Below are 17,406 nucleotides of genomic sequence, written 5' to 3' on the forward strand. Positions count from 1 at the left end.
TCGACATTGCTCTCTCATTTCTCCCCCCGATAAAATCTAAGCTTCGGAATGAGTGACCTGCAATGAAGATTTTGTAATTTATTGTTGCCCGTAACCGGCTTTTAGACCGCTCTCTGTCTCTGAACTTTTCCGGCTTTCATGAATTGCATCCGGCTCGCAGGCGCACTCCGGTGACCTGGATAGTCATGTTTCAGGTGGCCCTAAGCGAAATATCCCGGAAAGACTGTCTAATGGTGACGGGCCGCGCGGAAGCTGGAGTGAATGTGCCGGAACCACCACATCCTCCGGAGTACCTCACTATTGACATCCCCTCGCAAACACTGTTTATACGCATAAGCAGCTAATACGAATTAGCAGCCAGAAGGAAACGAGGTTTCGATGGTTAGGCGCTTGACGCAACGGGACATTGCGATCTTCGCGGGGGTCAGCCAGGCGACGGTTTCGCTCGTGCTCAACGAGGCGAAATCCGCCGAAGGCCGTATCCCGCCTGAAACGCGAGAGCGTGTGCTGAAGGCCATTCGGGACACGGGTTATGTGGCGGACCCCATCGCGCGCAGCATGGTCAAAGGCGCTAATCGGATTCTGGGTGTTTTCACCTATCAGCCGGCTTTCCCGATTGCGCAGGCAGATTTCTACACGCCTTTTCTGATGGGGATAGAAGAGGAAGCGGAGAGGCTGAGCTACGACCTTCTGCTGATGACGGCTGCGGCGCGCGACGATAACGGCCGCAAGCGCATCTTCGGAGAAACAGGTCGGCTTCGACTAGCTGACGGATGCCTCATTCTGGGCAGCCAGTTCGACCGCGATGAATTGGCCCAGCTGGTTGCCGGCGACTACCCTTACGTCGCAGTCGGTCGTCGTGACGATGCCGGCGGGCCGGTGCGTTATGTTGGCGCGGACTATGTGACAGCCACGCATGCTCTTGTGCGAGAGGCACTTGCCGCCGGCCATCGCCGCTTCGCCTTTATCGGCGCGACGGGCCCGGCGGAATCCATCAGCGACCGCTGGCGTGGTTTTCTCGCCGCAATCGAGGGCGCGGCGGAGCTGGTCTATTCCCACGAAAGCGAAAATGGCGATCCGGCCGAGCAAATGGCCGCCGTTCGCGCCAGCGGAGCGAGCGTCGTTTTTTTTGCCGAAGTAGCCGAAGCGGTGGTCTTCGACAATCAGGTCCGCGCCCAGGGGGTGAGCGTCCCCGGCGATCTTTCCATCGTGGTACTGGGCAGCGGCACCCGCACGCATACGCTCCGGTCGCAACGCGTCTTCACCTCCTATGCCATCCCCCGCGAAGAGATGGGCAGGCAGGCGACCTCCATGCTGGTCGAAACCCTCACCAGCCCCCCCGGCCCGGTACGGCAGATACTGCTGGGCTGCGACATCGTGGCGGGCGAAACGCTTGGCTCCCCAAATCAAAGCCCAACTTAAGGAAAGAGAACCTGACGTGAGAGAATACAATGCAGATATTCTTGTGGTTGGCGGCGGGCTTGGCGGCGTGGCCGCGGCACTTGGGGCCCTGCGCAATGGCCGCAGCGTTATCCTGACCGAAGCATTTGAGTGGATTGGCGGCCAGCTGACCAGCCAGGCCGTACCGCCCGACGAACACAGCTGGGTTGAACAGTTCGGGATCACCGCCAGCTATCGCGCCTTGCGCACGGGTGTGCGGCAATATTACCGCAATCATTATCCGCTCACCGACACAGCCCGGGCCGATCTGACGCTCAACCCCGGAGACGGCAACGTCTCTCGCCTGTGCCATGAACCACGCGTTTCGCTGGCGGTGATGGAGGCAATGCTTGCGCCTTACGCGGCCGGTGGCAAGCTGACCATCCTCAAGCCCTATGAGCCGATATCAGCGGAGGTCGACGGCGACACCGTGCGGGCCGTGACGCTACGCCATTGCAATACCGGCGATCTCGTTTCCTGCTCGGCCCGCTATATCATCGACGCGACCGAATTGGGCGATCTGCTGCCGCTGACCGCAACTGACTATGTCACGGGTTTCGAAGCCCAATCCGAAACCGGCGAGCCGAGCGCGCCGGCGGAGGCGCAACCGGACAATCAGCAAGCCGTCTCTATCTGCTTCGCCATCGATCAGGTTGACGGCAATCATGTCATCGACAAACCTGCCCGGTACGAGCACTGGCGTCAGGTTGCCCCCGAATTTTGGGGCGGCCCGCTATTGAGCTGGCACTCGCCCAATCCGCGCACACTGGAGCGCAGTCGCCGGTTCTTCGATCCCAACCCAGCCGACAACGCAACACGCGACGTTGCAGACCAGCGTCACAGCGCCGGCGATATGAGCCTTTGGATATTCCGCCGTATTGCCGCCCGCCATACATTTCGACCCGGTGCCTATGCCAGCGATATCTGCCTCGTGAACTGGCCGATGATCGATTATTTCGAGGCACCGATCATTGATGTTACCCCAGAACAATATGCCGAGCGGCTGGCCGATGCGGCTAGTCTGTCCTATTCCATGTTCTACTGGATGCAGACCGAGGCGCCTCGCCCGGATGGCGGTCAGGGCTTTCCGGGCCTGCGTCTGCGCGGCGACATTACCGGCACGGAACATGGCCTGGCCATGGCGCCCTATATCCGTGAAAGCCGTCGCATTCGTGCCCTGACCACGGTGGTCGAGCAGGATCTGTCGCTTGCGGTGCGCGGCGATCGCGGCGCGGTGCATTATCCGGACAGCATCGGTATCGGCATGTACCGCATCGACCTGCACCCCTCGACGGGCGGCGATAACTATATCGATGTCGGCGCCTGCCCATTCGAGATTCCGCTGGGTGCCCTTATTCCCCGCCACAAAACGAACCTGCTGGCGGCATCCAAGAATATCGGCACGACGCATATCACCAATGGCTGCTACAGGCTGCATCCAGTCGAGTGGAACATCGGCGAAGTGGCCGGCATGCTGGCGGCCTATTGCCTCGACAAGGGCGAGACCCCGCATGGCGTGCATGCCGATGAAAAGCGGCTGGCGGAGTTTCATACCCACATTGAACGCCAAGGGGTGGAGCGCCATTGGCCCGATATTCGCGGCTACTAGCTAATACGTATAATCTGGGAGGATTGCTCATGCGCAGGAGTATAGTGAAAATTGCAGTGGCCGGTTTTCTGGTCACATCCGGGCTGGTTTCGCCAGCTTTGTCGCAGGAATTGCGGATGGCCATCTGGAGCGCCAACGAAGCCCATCTGGCCCTGTTCAACTAGATCGCCGATGAGTTCGAGGCGAGCCATCCCGGCGTCAAGATCACCTACGATTCGCTTGCCTACGAAGGCTATGCCACCGCTCTGACCACCCAGATCGCCGGCGGCAATCCCCCCGATCTGGCCTGGCTGTTCGACACGACCGCGCCCGACTTCATGGCGGCAGGGGCGCTTTATCCCCTCACCGAAACCTTTGCCAATACCGAAGGTTACGACATGGGCGACTTCCCCCCGGCAACGCTCACCGCCTGGTCGTATGAAGGGGTACAATATCTCTATCCATTCTCGACATCTCCCTTCGGCGTCTTCGTCAACAACGACATGATCCGGGCGGCAGGTGCAAAGACGCCCGCCGAGATGATCGCTGCCGGCGAATGGAACTGGGACAATGCCATTGCGACGGCGGCAAAAGTCGCGACGACCGGCAAACAGGGATTGATCATTCGTGATTTTGAATACAAGGCGTGGGAGAATCTTGCCGAGGTCTATACCGGCTGGAATGCCTATCCCTGGTCGAAAGACACCAAGTCCTGCGCTTTTGCCAGCCCGGAGATGGTTGACGCCATGCGCTTCATCCACGATGCGATCTTCGTGAAGAAAGCCATGTCGGGGCCAGGCGTTTCGGCCGATTTCTTTGCCGGGGATGCGGCGATGACGACCACCCAGATCAGCCGCGCATCGCTGCTGCCGAAAGGCGACAAGGCCTTCGACTGGGATCTCGTGCCGTTGCCCACGGGGCCTGCCGGCGATTATGCCGTTACAGGTCGAGCAGGCATTGGCGTCATGGCCAGCGGCAAAAATCCCAAGCTCGCAGCGGAATTCCTGGCGTTTTTCTCCTCGAAGCCTAATGTAGCCAAGCTCGCGCGGTTTTTCCCGCCAGCACGGAAGAGCCTGCTGACCGCCGATGTGCTTGCGGCCGCCAACCCATTGCTGTCGCGCGAGCAGATAGAGGCCGTGGTCATTCGCGGCGTCGCCACCGGTCAATCGACGCAGCAGGTTCTCAATTTTGCCCGGCTGCAACAGACCGTTCGCGCTGGCCTCGATGGTCTCTGGCGACCAGATGCCGATGTCGCGGCTGTCCTGCAAGCGCTTTGCAGCCGTCTTGACCCATTGCTGGCGGCCAATTGACGCTTCGCAGTCATCCGGTGGATGCGAAAGGCAGAAGGAAGAAGAGCCATGACGCTTGCCCTCCAAACAGCGCAAACACAGGCCCGGCGCGGTTTCTGGACCATGGCGCGGCGTGACGCCGCCACCGGTTATCTGTTCATCGCGCCGCAACTCATCGGTATCGTTGTCTTCGTGCTCGTGCCGCTGGTGCTGGTCTTCTGGTATTCGCTGCATGAGTGGAACGTGCTGGCGGGATCGTTCCGGTTCACCGGCGTCGCCAATTACCAGAAGCTGCTCAGCGACCCGGCCATAGGCGAAGTACTGGCCGTGACCGCCGTGTTCTCGGCCGGACTTGCCCTGCTCAATATGAGCCTGGCGCTGGGGCTTGCGTTGCTCTTAAACCAGAAGCTGGCCTTCATGACCGTGTTCCGCACACTGTTCTTTTCGCCGGTGGTGGTGTCGCTGGTCGCCTGGACAATCGTCTGGAGTTTCCTGTTGCAGAACAATGGCGGTATCAACGGCCTCCTGCAAATGATCGGCGTCGAGGGTCCCAACTGGCTGCGCCACCCAACGACCGCGATGATCTCGGTCATCGTCGTGCAGGCGCTCAAGAATCTCGGCCTCAACATGATCCTGTTTCTCGCAGCACTGCAGGGCGTGCCGCGGGAACTGTTCGAAGCCGCGCGCGTCGACGGTGTGCCGCGCTTCAAGCAGTTCTATCGCATTACCCTGCCGATGATCAGCCCGACGATCCTGCTCGCTTCCATCGTCACCATCGTCGGCGCGTTGCAGGTCTTTGCGCAGATCATGATCCTCACGCAGGGCGGGCCGGGTTTTTCCACGACGGTTCTCGTTTATTACCTCTATCAGCAGGCCTTCCAGTTCTACCTCTTCGGTTACGGTTCGACACTCTCCATCATTCTGCTGGTCATTGTCGGCGCTCTCACCTTCATCCAATGGCACCTGCGCAGAAAGTTCGTATTCTATGAAAACTGAACTCAGCCCACGCGCGCAGGCGCTGATCTATTTCATACTCTGCGTGCTGCTTGTCCCCTTCGTCTTCCCGACCTGGTGGATGGTCACGTCGTCGGTCAAACCCGTCAGCCAGATATTTGCCTTTCCGCCGGATATCTGGCCGCGCGCCTTCGATTTTTCCTCCTATTCCGACGTCTTCAGAATACAGCCCTTCGCGCTGCAATACTGGAACTCCGCCTATATCGCGGCGATCGTCACCATCGGCACCATGGCAGTGGCGTCGATGGCCGGATATGCCTTTGCGCGTATCAGGTTCCCCTTTGCCAACGCCATCTTCATGGTGGTTCTGGTGGGGTTGCTGATCCCATCCGAAGTGACGCTGGTTCCGTTGTTCCGGATGTTTCTCAAATGGGGCATGATCAACACGCATTGGCCGCTGATCCTGGTGCCGATCTTCGGTGCGCCGGCGGTCTTCGCCACCTTCATCATGCGCCAGTTCTTCATCTCCCTGCCCGTGGAACTGGAAGAAGCCGCACGGGTCGATGGCCTCGGCCGGCTAAAGATATTCTGGACCATCGCCCTGCCGCTTGCCCGTCCGGCGCTGGCCGCCGTTGCAATCTTCACATTTCTCGGCAGCTGGAACCTTTATCTCGAACCCATCGTCTTTCTTTCCAGCCCCGACAAGTTCACCCTGCCCCAGGCGCTGACACAATTTACCGACGCCTACGGCGGACCGATGTGGAACATCCAGCTTGCCGCCGCGACGATGACCGCCATCCCCGTACTCATCGTCTTCATCGTTGCGCAGAAACAATTCGTCGAAGGCCTCGCCCATACCGGGCTTAAAGGCTAATCGAAAGGCTGACCCATGGCACCCGTTACCCTTAGATCCGTCAAGAAAAGCTATGGCGCATTCGCCACCATCCACGGCGTCGATATCGATATTGCCGATGGCGAATTCGTTGTCCTCGTCGGCCCTTCGGGCTGCGGCAAATCCACCCTGCTGCGGATGATCGCAGGCCTTGAAACCGTTACCAGCGGCGATATCTCTATCAGCAGCCGTATCGTCAACGAGATCGAGCCGAAAGACCGCGACATCGCCATGGTCTTCCAGAACTACGCGCTTTATCCGCACATGAACGTAGCGAAAAACATGGCTTTTTCGCTTGAACATCGCGGCGGCAGCAAGGCCGAGATCGCCGAGCGGGTGAGCTGGGCAGCGGAGATATTGGGGCTGACGCCGTTGCTCGAACGCTTCCCCCGCCAGCTTTCCGGCGGGCAACGGCAGCGTGTCGCCATGGGCCGCGCAATCGTCCGCAATCCTCAGGTTTTTCTGTTCGACGAACCGCTCAGCAATCTCGATGCCAAGCTGCGTGTGGTGATGCGCGGTGAAATCAAGGCGTTGCATCAGCGTCTCGGGGTCACGACCGTTTATGTCACGCATGATCAGGTGGAAGCCATGACCATGGCCGACAAGATCGTGGTGATGAATGCCGGACGGGTCGAGCAATGCGGAGCGCCGCTCGAGCTTTATGACCGGCCCGCCAATCCCTTCGTCGCCGGTTTCATCGGTTCCCCGGCAATGAATTTCATCAATGGGCGATTGACCGCCGATGGTTTCGAGGCTGACGGCGTCGTCCTGCCCCTCCCTCCCAGCCATGCCACAGGCGAAGCGATCTACGGCATCCGCCCGGAACATTTCGAACTGGTCAACCATGGCCTCGCCGCAACCGTTTTATTGGTGGAGCCGATGGGGTCGGAAACGCAGGTCACGATGATGATCGGCGATCACCAGGTCATCGGTGTCTTCCGCGAGCGCGTACAAGCGCAACCGGGCGCGACCATCCAGGTTCAGCCGGATCTGGCATCGATCCACCTGTTCGATGCCAGAACCAGTCAACGCCTCAACTAGCGTCGATGAAAACCGGAAGCGTGCGTATAGAACCGTCGCGGAAATCGCGGCGCAGGGCAGAATTTAATGATTAAAAATCACTGCCCACAGAAGCCGCTTGGTGTTGAAACTGGGATAGACAGTCCGAAATCGGCATGTCAGGTGTTGGAAAAGCTGCAACCGGAGGGCATGCAAATTCGCACGACCACAACGCGCCGCAATATCGGCCTGATCCGCCTCCTCTTTCTCACTGCCGGTCTGACATTCCCTGCAACGATAGCGGTCGGCCCCGCACAGGCGGCGGAGAGCGTGACCGTGCCGCCTTATGCGCCTGCCGTCGGCACTGAGCTTCATTATCGGGTTCAAAAAACGACCGAAACCGATATGTCGCTTTGGTTCGACAAGCCGGAAGCCTCGTCCGTTGTCATGCGCGGGGACTTCCGTCAATCGGCAACGGTTCTGTCGCGGAACGACGAGGGGATGCGGATGAAATGGAGACTTTCCGCAGACATTCCCCCGGATGCGACGGGTGCTGCGGATTCCTATGCGATGAACGCCATGTTCCGCAATTCGCTCGCCGCTTATGGTGTCGAGGAGTTGGAATTCGATGCGGATCCGAGCGGTGCTCCGACGGCGCTCGTCGGCGCCGATCAGATCATTGCCAATATGGAAAGGCTCCTGTCCACGTCATCGTCGGATAACACGGCCTCCCGCATGCTCCAGACCGTTAAAGGTAATCCTCTTGTCGTGATCAACGTGCTTGCGCCGGAAAGCATGATCCTTGCGCTCGGGCAGTCCTCCGAAGCTTTCACGACAGATATCGGGCAGGAATGGACGGTTGCGGGAAGCGAAAAACTGAAGGGGGTGCTCGTTCCGACAAGCACCGTCTGGAAACTCGAAGCCGCCGACAAGGCCCGGCAAACAGCCACATTCAGCGCGACGGTCACCTACGATCCGGCCGCCCTGCTGCAATCCCAGCAATCTTCGATCGATGGCATGATCACAAGCTTCGCAGACCGGGCGAAACAACTGACCGATGCGCAACTGGCGCAGGCCAGAAGCGCCGGCAAGTCGCGGACTGTGACCTATGTGAATTCAACACGCGACGGATCGACAATCGAAGTGCTGGAAAACACGGTCGCAAGTGTTGGCGGCATGAAGGTCACCGTGGGCGTGCATATCTGGCGTGAGGATCAGCCACCGGTCCTGCCCACGCCGCATGCCTGGACTGCCGAGACCCTGTCCGGTCAACGCGTTGAGCCGCTACCTCAAAACAATACGCAGGCTTCGATCGATCTGGACCATTACCGCCCAAAGGCCGACGCCGATACCGCTTCCTCTCACAACCAGAAGGAGGGTGGCAAAACCTCTGCCGACAGCGGTGGGGACGTTGCACCGATTTCGCTCAAGGTCGCAAAGGTGAAAACCTCGATCAATCCCACTGCCGGACCTGCGGTGGAAATTGCGTTGACACCGGAAAGCGCCAAGGTCTTCGAGGATTTCACACGCGCGGCTCTCGGGCAGAAGACCCAGCTGCTGGTTGACGGAGACGTCATCTTCGAACCGGTCGTGAGAAAGCCGATTATGGGCGGCAGCGTCACCATCAGTGGCCTTGATTCAGCGCAAGCTTTGGCCGTCGAACGGAAATTGTCGTCTTCCGAGGCCAAGATCATTGTGCGGTTGGCGCCATAATCCTGCAAAAAGGGAAATGGCGATCGCCGCAAAGGCTCGAGCGAGGCAATAACCGGGAACGATCCGTATCTTCTCCTGCGGCGCTCATCATTTGGCGGATGCGCGTCGTAGGACACTTCTATCTTCGGTTCGAACGGTATCGCCACCACTTCGGCACCGGCAAAACGCAGGCTGGTATGATCCACGATGCCAACGCCCATGCCCGCCGATGCAAAGTGGCAGCAGTTCAGCATTGACGTTTCCATCGTGCTTATCGGCTGGTGCTCTTCGATTGAGAAGGCGCGGTCGAGTGCCAGCCTGAGCGGAGAATTACGGCCGGGAATGAGCACTCGTTCATCGAGAAGGTCATTTGGCGTGACGACCCGGCGGGATGCCAGTCGATGATCTGCCGTCATTGCGGCAACGGCATGGGAAGCTGTGCAGAGGTGTGGCGTTTGTCCGCCGCACGCATGTCTCAAAGGCCATCTCGATCCTCAACCTCGCACCGGCATTTCCTTTGTCGAAGAAGTTCTGTCTTTGTGCGATCTGTTGCCGCTCTTTTTCAAGTGGTTCAGGGCCAGAGAGGGTCTGCCACGGCCGTGCGATAATCTATGGTGCCGCCTCCACTGAAAAAGCAGATTTGATGAGTGTTTCGGTATATTCAGCCGTCGGACTGTTGAATATGGCGTCCGTTTCTCCTTCCTCCACAATCTTCCCGTTTCTCATGACGATGACGTAGTCCGAAATCGCCTTGATGACAGAAAGGTCGTGGCTGATGAAGATGTAGGAAAGGCCATGCGTCTTCTGCAAATCACGCAGCAGATCGATAACTTGTCCCTGAACGGATCGGTCCAGTGCGGATGTCGGTTCGTCGAGAATGACGACGTCCGGTTTGAGGATGATCGCGCGGGCGATTGCGATACGCTGACGTTGTCCGCCCGAGAACTCGTGAGGGTAACGGTTGCGAGCGGCGGGATCGAGACCGACTTCTTTCAGTGCTTCTATTGCCCGCTTGTCCCGTTCCGCTCGGCTCAGCCGTCGCTCATGCACAAACAGGCCTTCCGTGATGATCTCTCCGACCGTCTGTCTTGGCGAAAGCGAGCCATAGGGGTCCTGGAACACAAGCTGCAGACGCCGCCGCAATGGCCGCATTGCCTTCCGATCAAGTCCGGTAATTTCCTTCCCGTCGAAGAAAATACGGCCATCTGCCACAATTAGACGCAGAAGCGCACGACCGAGCGTGGACTTGCCTGATCCGGACTCACCGACGATGCCTATGGTCTGTCCCTGGTGAAGGTTGACATTGACGCCGTCTACGGCTCGAAACCTGCGAGACTTCGTCAAGAAGCCACCAGGAATTGTATAATCGATCGTCACGCCCTGGCCGGAGAGCACGACCGGCGCCTCTGTACTAATTGCCGGCTTGTGTCCGCTGGGTTCGGCGTCGAGAAGCATCCTGGTGTAATCCGCCTGCGGGCGATCGAAGATATCTTCCGTCGTACCGGACTCGACAATCTCGCCACGGCGCATGACGGCCACACGATTGGCAAAATGGCGGACCACGCCAAGATCATGCGTGATCAGGACGATGGCCATGCCGAAGCGTTGTTGCAACGACTTCAGGAGGTCGAGGATTTGTGCCTGGATCGTCACGTCCAGCGCAGTGGTCGGCTCATCCGCAATCAGAATATCCGGTTCATTCGCGAGAGCCATGGCGATCATGACGCGCTGGCGCTGGCCACCGGAAAGTTCGTGGGGATAGCTGTCTATGCGCCGCTCCGGATCGGGAATTCCCACGAGCTTCAGCAGTTCGAGAACGCGGGCGCGCGCCTCTTTTTTACTGCCGCCCCTGTGGTGCAGGATAGGCTCGGCGATTTGCGCGCCGATCCGGTAGAGAGGATCGAGCGAGGTCATCGGCTCCTGGAAAATCATGGTGATTTTCGCACCTCGAATATCGTTCAGCTCGCCGACCGGCAGACCGATCAGCTCTCGTCCGCGATATTTTGCCGAGCCTTCAATAACGCCGTTGGATGCCAGCAACCCCATGATGGCCATCATGGTCTGGCTTTTGCCGGAACCGGATTCTCCGACAACGGCAAGCGTTTCACCCTGCTTGACGTCAAGATCGATGCCCTTGACGGCTTTCACCGTGCCGTCCGGCGTCGTGAAATCGACCTTGAGATTACGGACGGTAAGGATGGTTTCAGATGTCGTATTCATGTCAACGATCCTTGGGATCGAGTGCATCACGCAACCCGTCACCCACGAAATTCAGCGAAAACAGGGTCAGTACGAAGAAGATCGCCGGAAATATCAGTAGCCATGGGGCTGATTGGATATTGTTGGCACCTTCGGAAATCAGCGCACCCCAGCTCGTCAGCGGCGCCTGCACGCCAAGACCGAGGAAGGAAAGGAAGCTTTCCAGAAGAATGACTTTGGGTACGACGACCGTGACGAACACGACGACGGGCCCGATCGTATTCGGGATGATGTGACGGCGGATGATCTGCCAGTCGCTCAAACCCAAAGCCTGAGCGGCGCCCACAAATTCTCGCCGTTTCAGGGCAAGCGTCTGACCGCGGACGATACGCGCCATGTCCAGCCATTCCACCGCACCGATGACCAGGAAGATCAGGATGAAGCTGCGGCCGAAAAACACCACCAGCACGACCACCAGAAAGACGAAGGGCAGCGAATAGAGAATTTCGACGAAACGCATCATCACATTGTCGACACGCCCACCGATATATCCCGCGGTTGCGCCGTAAAGAACGCCGATTCCGAGCGAAACGAGGCTGGCGAGAACGCCGACGGCGATCGAGATTTGCCCACCCAGCATCACGCGCGCCAGCATGTCGCGACCGTTGGAATCGGTGCCGAAGAAGAAGTATTCGCGGTTGACGTCGCCTTCCAGCTTCAGCGTTCGCCCCTCATCTTCTGTGGCGATGACCTTCGTATTTTCGAATTCGTTGGCGCGGTCGAAATAGCGTGTGGTGCGCGGGTCAATCGTGCTGCTGGAGGTGACGGTTGCCGTGAAGGTCTGCCCTTCGACGGAGAATTCCTTCAGCTCGACGCGCGCCCGGCTGGCAACGCCCTCCATCACGTCTTGCAGGTTGTTCACATCCGGGCGTGGCTCAAGGCTCGGCGGGACGGAGACATAGGACGAAAACACCTGATCATAGGTGTGCGTGAGGAAATGCGGGCCGATGAACGAGAAAAGCGTGATCAGCAGCAGCATGACGGAACCTGCCATGGCGGCCTTGTTTCGTTTGAAACGCAGGGCTGCCAGCTGGAACAGGCTTCGGCTTTTCACCGATGGTTGAGGGGCAATATTGCCGGGGATATCAGTCATGTCTGACCCTCGGATCCAGCAGGCCGTAGAGAATATCGACCACGAGATTGAACAGGATGACAAAAATGGCGATGAGAACGACGGTTCCCATCACCAGGGTATAGTCACGATTGATCGCACCAAGAACGAAGTAGCGGCCGACGCCCGGAATAGTGAAGATCGTCTCGATGACTGCCGAACCCGTCAACAGCGCTGCGGCGCAGGGAGCCAGATAGGAAACGACCGGAAGCATCGCCGCACGCATGGCGTGGAATACCACCACCTTGCGCGCTGGAAGGCCATAAGCCTTGGCGGTGCGGATGTGGTCCATCCGCAAAGCCTCGATCATTGCGCCGCGTGTCAGACGCGCGATGACCGCAAGCTGCGGCAAAGCGAGCGCGATCATCGGAAGGATGAGATATCGCAGCGATCCGTCGCCCCAGCTGCCGGCGGGCAGAAGCCCGAGTATGACGGCAAAGACAAGCGTGAGAACCGGTGCGACAACGAAGTTCGGCACGGTAACGCCAACGGTCGAAATCGACATGATCGAGAAATCGAAGGCACTGTTCTGCCTGAGCGCGGCCAGCGTCCCGGCAAGAACGCCGCCGACCAGCGCCAGCAAAAGAGCATAGCTGCCGAGTTCCAGCGAATAAGGCAGACCCTTGCCGATCAATTGCGCGACGGTATTATCCTTGTAGACGTAGCTCGGACCGAAATCGCCGGTGACGGCATTGCCGAGATAGATGAGATACTGGCGCCACAATGGTTCATCCAGATGATAGGTTCTCATCAGGTTTTCCATCGTCTGCGGCGGCAGGGGACGTTCAAGATTGAACGGACCACCCGGTGCGAAACGCATCAGGAAGAACGAAATCGTGACGACGATAAACAAAGTCGGCACCGCACTCGCCAAACGGCGCAGGATAAACGAGATCATGCTTTTTCGGGCTCCGGCATGGCACGGTGGTGTGAGCCACCGTGCCGACGCTGCTTATTCGGAAACGCTCAGGAAGCGGCTGAGGTGTGCGTTGGCAGCATTGTCGACCCAACCCTTGACGCGGTTGGAAACCAGCCAGAGATCGGCCTGCGTCAGAAGCGGAACAACCGGCTGTTCCTTCATGAGGATGGTCTCTGCCTCATGCAGGAGCTTGGAGCGAGCGGCAGGATCCTTCTCGTCGTAGGACTTCTGCATCAGCGCGTCATATTCGGCGTTGTTGAACTTGGAATAGTTGAAGGTCTTGTTGGAAGATACCGAAAGCGCGAGGAAGTTTTCGGCATCCGCATAGTCGGCAACCCAACCGGCACGCGCCACGTTGAATTTGCCGCCCTCCTGAAGGTAACCATAGTGCGAGGCGACGTCGAGGTTCACCAGCGACACCTTCGCGCCGAAAGTGTTCTTCCACATATCAGCGATAGCCGTCGCGACGCGTTCATGGTTCGGGTTGGTGTTGTAACGGATTTCGATGGAAAGCGGCTTGCCGCCCTCACCGTAACCAGCGTCCTTCATGAGCTTGAGGGCTTCGTCTTCGCGATCAAGCTGAGACAGCGTGGCAAAGTCGGCCTTTGCCGGCTCTTTGTAGGAATCCATGCCCGGAGGAACCATGGAGTAGGCCGGAATCTGAGAACCGCTATAGATTTCCTTGGCGAGGAAATCACGGTCCACTGCCATGGAGAGCGCCTGGCGGACACGGACATCGTTATACGGCGCTTCGCGGGTATCGAAGGTGTAGTAATAGGTGGCAAGCGTCGGCGAAACGTGAACCTGTTCGCCGTAGGCCTTGCGCAGACGGTCGATCTGATCCGCGGAAAAGTTGTAGGCGAGGTCCATTTCCTTTGCTTCGAAACGACGAACGGATGCGGCCTGATCGTCGATCGGGTAGAAGATGACCTTGTCGATCTTGGTGTTGGATGCATCCCAGAAACTGGTGTTCTTGACGACCGTCAAGCTGTCATTGGGAACATGCGCTTCGAGTTTATAGGCGCCGTTCGAGACCATGACGCCGGGCTTTACGAAGTCGGTGCCATTCTTTTCGTAGCTTGCCTTGGAGATTGGCAGAGCCGCCTGGTGAGAAAGGAGTTCAAGGAAGAAAGGTGTCGGGCGCTCGAGTGTGATCTCAAGGGTCTTGTCATCCACCGCCTTGACGCCAAGCTGGTCAACCGGAACATCGCCCTTGTTGATCTTTTCGGCGTTCTTGATCGGGTAAAGAATATTTGCATATTTTGCTGCAGTCTTTGGATCTTCGACGCGCTGGTAGGAGAACACAAAATCTCCGGCCGTTACCGGCGTGCCATCCGACCACTTCGCATCCGCACGCAGTTTGAACGTGTAGACGGTGCCATCCTCAGACAGTGTCCAGCTTTCCGCCGTACCGGGAACGATCTTGCCGGCGGCATCGTAAATGGTGAGACCTTCATAAAGGTCTTTCAGGATAAAGGCTTCGATGTTGATGGAGGTCTGCGCCTGATCGAGCGTCTGCGGTTCCCCGGCATTGCCGCGGTGTAGAACTGTTTCCGCAAGTGCAGAACTCGCCCCAATCAGAAGCGATCCTACCAGCAGAGTGGCGCGAGTTGTTGTTTTTATGGACATCGTTTTCTCTCCCCGTGAAGATTTTGAGTCTACAAACAAGGCGATATTGCTCCGAAGCGCAACAACAATAAATTGTGAGTTGATGGGAAGCCTTGACCTCGTCGGTGCTCTTTCAATGCCAGGACTGTGGACAACTGTTCTGAATACCCGAGGCGCGAAAATCGCAACCCGGGGGTTGCTTTGTCGTGAAAGACCTGCGCGATACGAACCGCGTGGCATCGAAGACGGTAAGGCAGACGCCCGTGTCACTCGCTGGGGGCCACTATGTAAAAAGGCCCTGCGATCTCTCGCAAGGCCTTGATACTTAATAATTCGGATGGTGGGCGTGACAGGGATTGAACCTGTGACCCCTACGATGTCAACGTCTATGAACATCAACAAATACAGAGCTAGCTGATAGCAAATGCTAACACCGCCCGCCAGTAGCTATCCACCATTACCAACAGTTTCCAATGGTTCACGTGTCACCCGCGTGTAGGTGCCCGCGCGATCACTGACTCGGAAACGAAGGCGTGTTCCCGGCTCGCAGCTGGGGCTCATCTTTACGACCTCGCCCATTTTACGGCTAAAGAACAGCATCCATAGGAATCCTCAGTCGATGTCACAAAATAGCAACGAAGCATTAGCGGTCAACAGTAAGGAACACGTCGAAAAAGCGATAACCATTGCTCAAAAGCACTCGTTCGCAAAAGCGCCGTCGCAAAAGGTTGGCGCTATCCAAAAACTCGTAGGTCAGCTCACCACTGCCGAACCCTACAACCACAATGGTTTTGTGTGGGCGAAAAGGCCACAAGCTTGGTGGGTTAGTACACTTGGCTTTTCGGTAGAAACGTTGCGCCGACTGATCTCTAAACCGCCGTTCGTTCGGGAATGTGTTTTAGACCCTGATACAGGCAAGAAAGTTACACTCATTCGTGAAGGCGTTTACGGGGCAAAAACCAAGAAGCACGTCCAAAATATCCTTGCCAAAATATGGCTGTCTAAAACTGGTCGGAGGATAAATGGTGCCCAATATGGCCATTTGGGTGGCCTTGCAGACGAGTGGGGTATGGAGAAAGCCCCAGAGATATTCAAGCTCGTACTAAACGATGTACCAGCATTTATGGCGGGAGCAAAAATTCAGATCGCAATACTCGGTGACCAAGGCTACTTCCGATACTATGATGATTTCCCTCCGACAAGCTTCATTCTACGCTTTAACTCCGTCGGAAAAGAAATGCATTTGATGAAAGAGCAAAAGGCTTACTCGGCGAAAAGCAGTCAAAAGACGCTATCAACGCTGACACACATCAAATGACCGAATGCATTATGTCCCCTATTGTAATATAAGATACCTATTTCTATCTTATATTACAGGGGACATAATATTTCGGTCAAAGATAGAAATAGGCCATACGCTCGGCAAGCCTCGCTATGGAGACGCGAAGAAACTTGAGCTTTCGGAGAAATTCCTTACCCGAAATAATAGGTTACCAGCTACGGGTTAGAGACACACATTGGCGGAACATAGCGTTTACAGCTATCTCCTTTCAGCAAAAGAAGATTTTATTTTTTTAATTGGGTGAAAGCGTTCTAATTTCTTGAATAGACAGATTTGCTAGCTATCGTCCTTATTGGGTCGCTCGATGATGGATGACCTCCCTGTAACAACAAGGAGGTTTGAATGCCCGACATAAAATCATTACTACCTGCAATCGACGCGTGGACCGCCAGCTCTTTACTCCAAAAAGCTGTACGGCGTGGCGAGACAGAATACGCCCAAGCGGCGGCCATCAACTTCCACAAACTACGAGGCAATGCAATCTGGCGACGATTAACACTCATCGCCTATGAAGACATCGGTATCGGCGATCTCCCCCTCTGCGGCGACATTGCGCGATATGCGATTGATCGAAAGGTCCGGAGACAAGATGGAACAGATGGCGAGATAATTTTAGAGCTCACAAAGCAGATGAGCACAGCACCTAAGAATCGAGAGACCGACTACCTGATATGCACCGCTAAGCAGGCCACCTTCACAGAGGGCCTCAGAGCGTCCGTGGCGGGGAGATCAATAGCGCAGATGGTGGAGACAGCCACCGACCCCCGCACACCACTCCTAGAGCGCGCTACGGCAGCGTGGATGGCATCGGGTATCAACGGAGGCGGGCCACGTGTTCTATCGAAGGGTGATTTATCAAGCCTAATGCGGGCATTGGAAGAAATTGGTTTGCCACCCGGTGTGTCCACCGCAATCGAGGGGGCTTCTGAAAAGACTCTCGAGCCAATCGTTGTGATGGTGGCTCTGTTATGGGTAGCTATTCGCGAAACACGCGAAGCGCCAATAATATTACGGGAGCCCGCGCCACGGTCAGTGCTATGCGGAGGTTTGCCGAGTTACACCTTCGACAAACATACCCGATTGGGAAAGCAAGCCATAAGACAACTTTTACGCGAGAGCAGCGTCGTCAGGGACTGCATTGCTGACTTTGTGCCTGAGTATAAAGCGATCGAAGTGGCAAGCATGGCCGCATTCTATGCAGATGCGATAGCCTTTGACCTGCCACTGAAGTTTCATCCGGCTGCGATTAGAGCCTCGGCTGTTTTTGATAAGCCAAATGGCGTGGTGGGAGCAACCGGCGGAAACGCGAAGCT

General features: G+C 57.1%; 12 protein-coding genes and 2 pseudogenes. 9 read left to right on the forward strand and 5 right to left on the reverse strand.

All coding sequences use genetic code 11. The features are described from left to right. The first annotated feature begins 378 nt into the window (after positions 1-378). The 7 genes and pseudogenes from ACQZ40_RS18825 to ACQZ40_RS18855 all read left to right on the forward strand — a co-directional run bounded on the left by ACQZ40_RS18825 (position 379) and on the right by ACQZ40_RS18855 (position 8,875). Positions 379-1,422 carry a LacI family DNA-binding transcriptional regulator gene (locus tag ACQZ40_RS18825; RefSeq protein ID WP_448748448.1) on the forward strand — a complete coding sequence of 348 codons (1,044 nt, stop codon included), beginning with the start codon at positions 379-381 and terminating at the stop codon, positions 1,420-1,422. Positions 1,423-1,438: 16 nt separating this feature from the next. Next, positions 1,439-3,049, forward strand: a complete 1,611-nt coding sequence (locus ACQZ40_RS18830; protein WP_448748449.1) for an FAD-dependent oxidoreductase — start codon at positions 1,439-1,441, stop codon at positions 3,047-3,049. Between the two features lie 29 nt (positions 3,050-3,078). After that, positions 3,079-4,338: pseudogene (locus tag ACQZ40_RS18835) on the forward strand (ABC transporter substrate-binding protein). 48 nt (positions 4,339-4,386) lie between these two features. Then, positions 4,387-5,313: a carbohydrate ABC transporter permease gene (locus ACQZ40_RS18840; protein WP_078052173.1), complete on the forward strand. Its 927-nt coding sequence runs from the start codon at positions 4,387-4,389 to the stop codon at positions 5,311-5,313. Further along, the gene (locus ACQZ40_RS18845) at positions 5,303-6,145 is read left to right on the forward strand and encodes a carbohydrate ABC transporter permease (protein ID WP_078052174.1); all 843 of its coding nucleotides are present in this window, start codon (positions 5,303-5,305) and stop codon (positions 6,143-6,145) included. Before ACQZ40_RS18840 ends, ACQZ40_RS18845 begins: the two co-directional genes overlap by 11 nt. Positions 6,146-6,160: 15 nt before the next feature. Further along, on the forward strand, positions 6,161-7,204 hold the full coding sequence (locus ACQZ40_RS18850) for an ABC transporter ATP-binding protein (protein ID WP_271045144.1): 1,044 nt from the start codon (positions 6,161-6,163) through the stop codon (positions 7,202-7,204). A gap of 168 nt (positions 7,205-7,372) precedes the next feature. Next, a complete protein-coding gene (locus ACQZ40_RS18855) occupies positions 7,373-8,875 on the forward strand; it encodes a SecDF P1 head subdomain-containing protein (RefSeq protein ID WP_448748450.1) in 1,503 nt (500 codons plus the stop codon). Positions 8,876-9,045: 170 nt separating this feature from the next. Here the strand turns inward: ACQZ40_RS18855 and ACQZ40_RS18860 are convergent. From ACQZ40_RS18860 to ACQZ40_RS18880, 5 genes and pseudogenes are all read right to left on the reverse strand, one after another. Continuing rightward, a pseudogene (locus tag ACQZ40_RS18860) lies at positions 9,046-9,270 on the reverse strand (LysR substrate-binding domain-containing protein); the annotation flags it as partial. A gap of 193 nt (positions 9,271-9,463) precedes the next feature. Continuing rightward, positions 9,464-11,074: an ABC transporter ATP-binding protein gene (locus tag ACQZ40_RS18865; RefSeq protein WP_448748451.1), complete on the reverse strand. Its 1,611-nt coding sequence runs from the start codon at positions 11,072-11,074 to the stop codon at positions 9,464-9,466. Between the two features lies 1 nt (position 11,075). Then, positions 11,076-12,206, reverse strand: coding sequence for an ABC transporter permease (locus ACQZ40_RS18870; RefSeq protein ID WP_448748452.1), 1,131 nt, complete (start codon positions 12,204-12,206; stop codon positions 11,076-11,078). After that, positions 12,199-13,122 (reverse strand): oligopeptide ABC transporter permease OppB, encoded by a 924-nt coding sequence (gene oppB / locus ACQZ40_RS18875; protein WP_443406719.1) that lies wholly within the window; start codon positions 13,120-13,122, stop codon positions 12,199-12,201. Before oppB ends, ACQZ40_RS18870 begins: the two co-directional genes overlap by 8 nt. 54 nt (positions 13,123-13,176) lie before the next feature. Beyond that, on the reverse strand, positions 13,177-14,772 hold the full coding sequence (locus ACQZ40_RS18880) for a peptide ABC transporter substrate-binding protein (protein WP_078052177.1): 1,596 nt from the start codon (positions 14,770-14,772) through the stop codon (positions 13,177-13,179). 598 nt (positions 14,773-15,370) lie between these two features. On the opposite strand from ACQZ40_RS18880, the gene ACQZ40_RS18885 reads away from it, so the two are divergent. Then, positions 15,371-16,069 (forward strand): hypothetical protein, encoded by a 699-nt coding sequence (locus ACQZ40_RS18885; RefSeq protein ID WP_448748453.1) that lies wholly within the window; start codon positions 15,371-15,373, stop codon positions 16,067-16,069. Between the two features lie 366 nt (positions 16,070-16,435). Beyond that, positions 16,436-17,406 (forward strand): hypothetical protein (locus ACQZ40_RS18890; protein ID WP_448748454.1); only part of this gene is annotated, 971 nt, incomplete at its 3' end.

The sequence above is a fragment of the Agrobacterium sp. 16-172Ci genome (genome assembly GCF_053522725.1).

What these genes read in the sequence shown, in the direction of transcription:
- ACQZ40_RS18825 (WP_448748448.1), top strand. Translation starts at nt 379, where the DNA reads ATGGTTAGGCGCTTGACGCAACGGGACATTGCGATCTTCGCGGGGGTC.
- ACQZ40_RS18885 (WP_448748453.1), top strand. Translation starts at nt 15,371, where the DNA reads ATGTCACAAAATAGCAACGAAGCATTAGCGGTCAACAGTAAGGAACAC.
- ACQZ40_RS18865 (WP_448748451.1), bottom strand. Translation starts at nt 11,074, where the DNA reads ATGAATACGACATCTGAAACCATCCTTACCGTCCGTAATCTCAAGGTC.
- ACQZ40_RS18840 (WP_078052173.1), top strand. Translation starts at nt 4,387, where the DNA reads ATGACGCTTGCCCTCCAAACAGCGCAAACACAGGCCCGGCGCGGTTTC.
- oppB (WP_443406719.1), bottom strand. Translation starts at nt 13,122, where the DNA reads ATGATCTCGTTTATCCTGCGCCGTTTGGCGAGTGCGGTGCCGACTTTG.
- ACQZ40_RS18845 (WP_078052174.1), top strand. Translation starts at nt 5,303, where the DNA reads ATGAAAACTGAACTCAGCCCACGCGCGCAGGCGCTGATCTATTTCATA.
- ACQZ40_RS18870 (WP_448748452.1), bottom strand. Translation starts at nt 12,206, where the DNA reads ATGACTGATATCCCCGGCAATATTGCCCCTCAACCATCGGTGAAAAGC.
- ACQZ40_RS18880 (WP_078052177.1), bottom strand. Translation starts at nt 14,772, where the DNA reads ATGTCCATAAAAACAACAACTCGCGCCACTCTGCTGGTAGGATCGCTT.
- ACQZ40_RS18850 (WP_271045144.1), top strand. Translation starts at nt 6,161, where the DNA reads ATGGCACCCGTTACCCTTAGATCCGTCAAGAAAAGCTATGGCGCATTC.
- ACQZ40_RS18855 (WP_448748450.1), top strand. Translation starts at nt 7,373, where the DNA reads ATGCAAATTCGCACGACCACAACGCGCCGCAATATCGGCCTGATCCGC.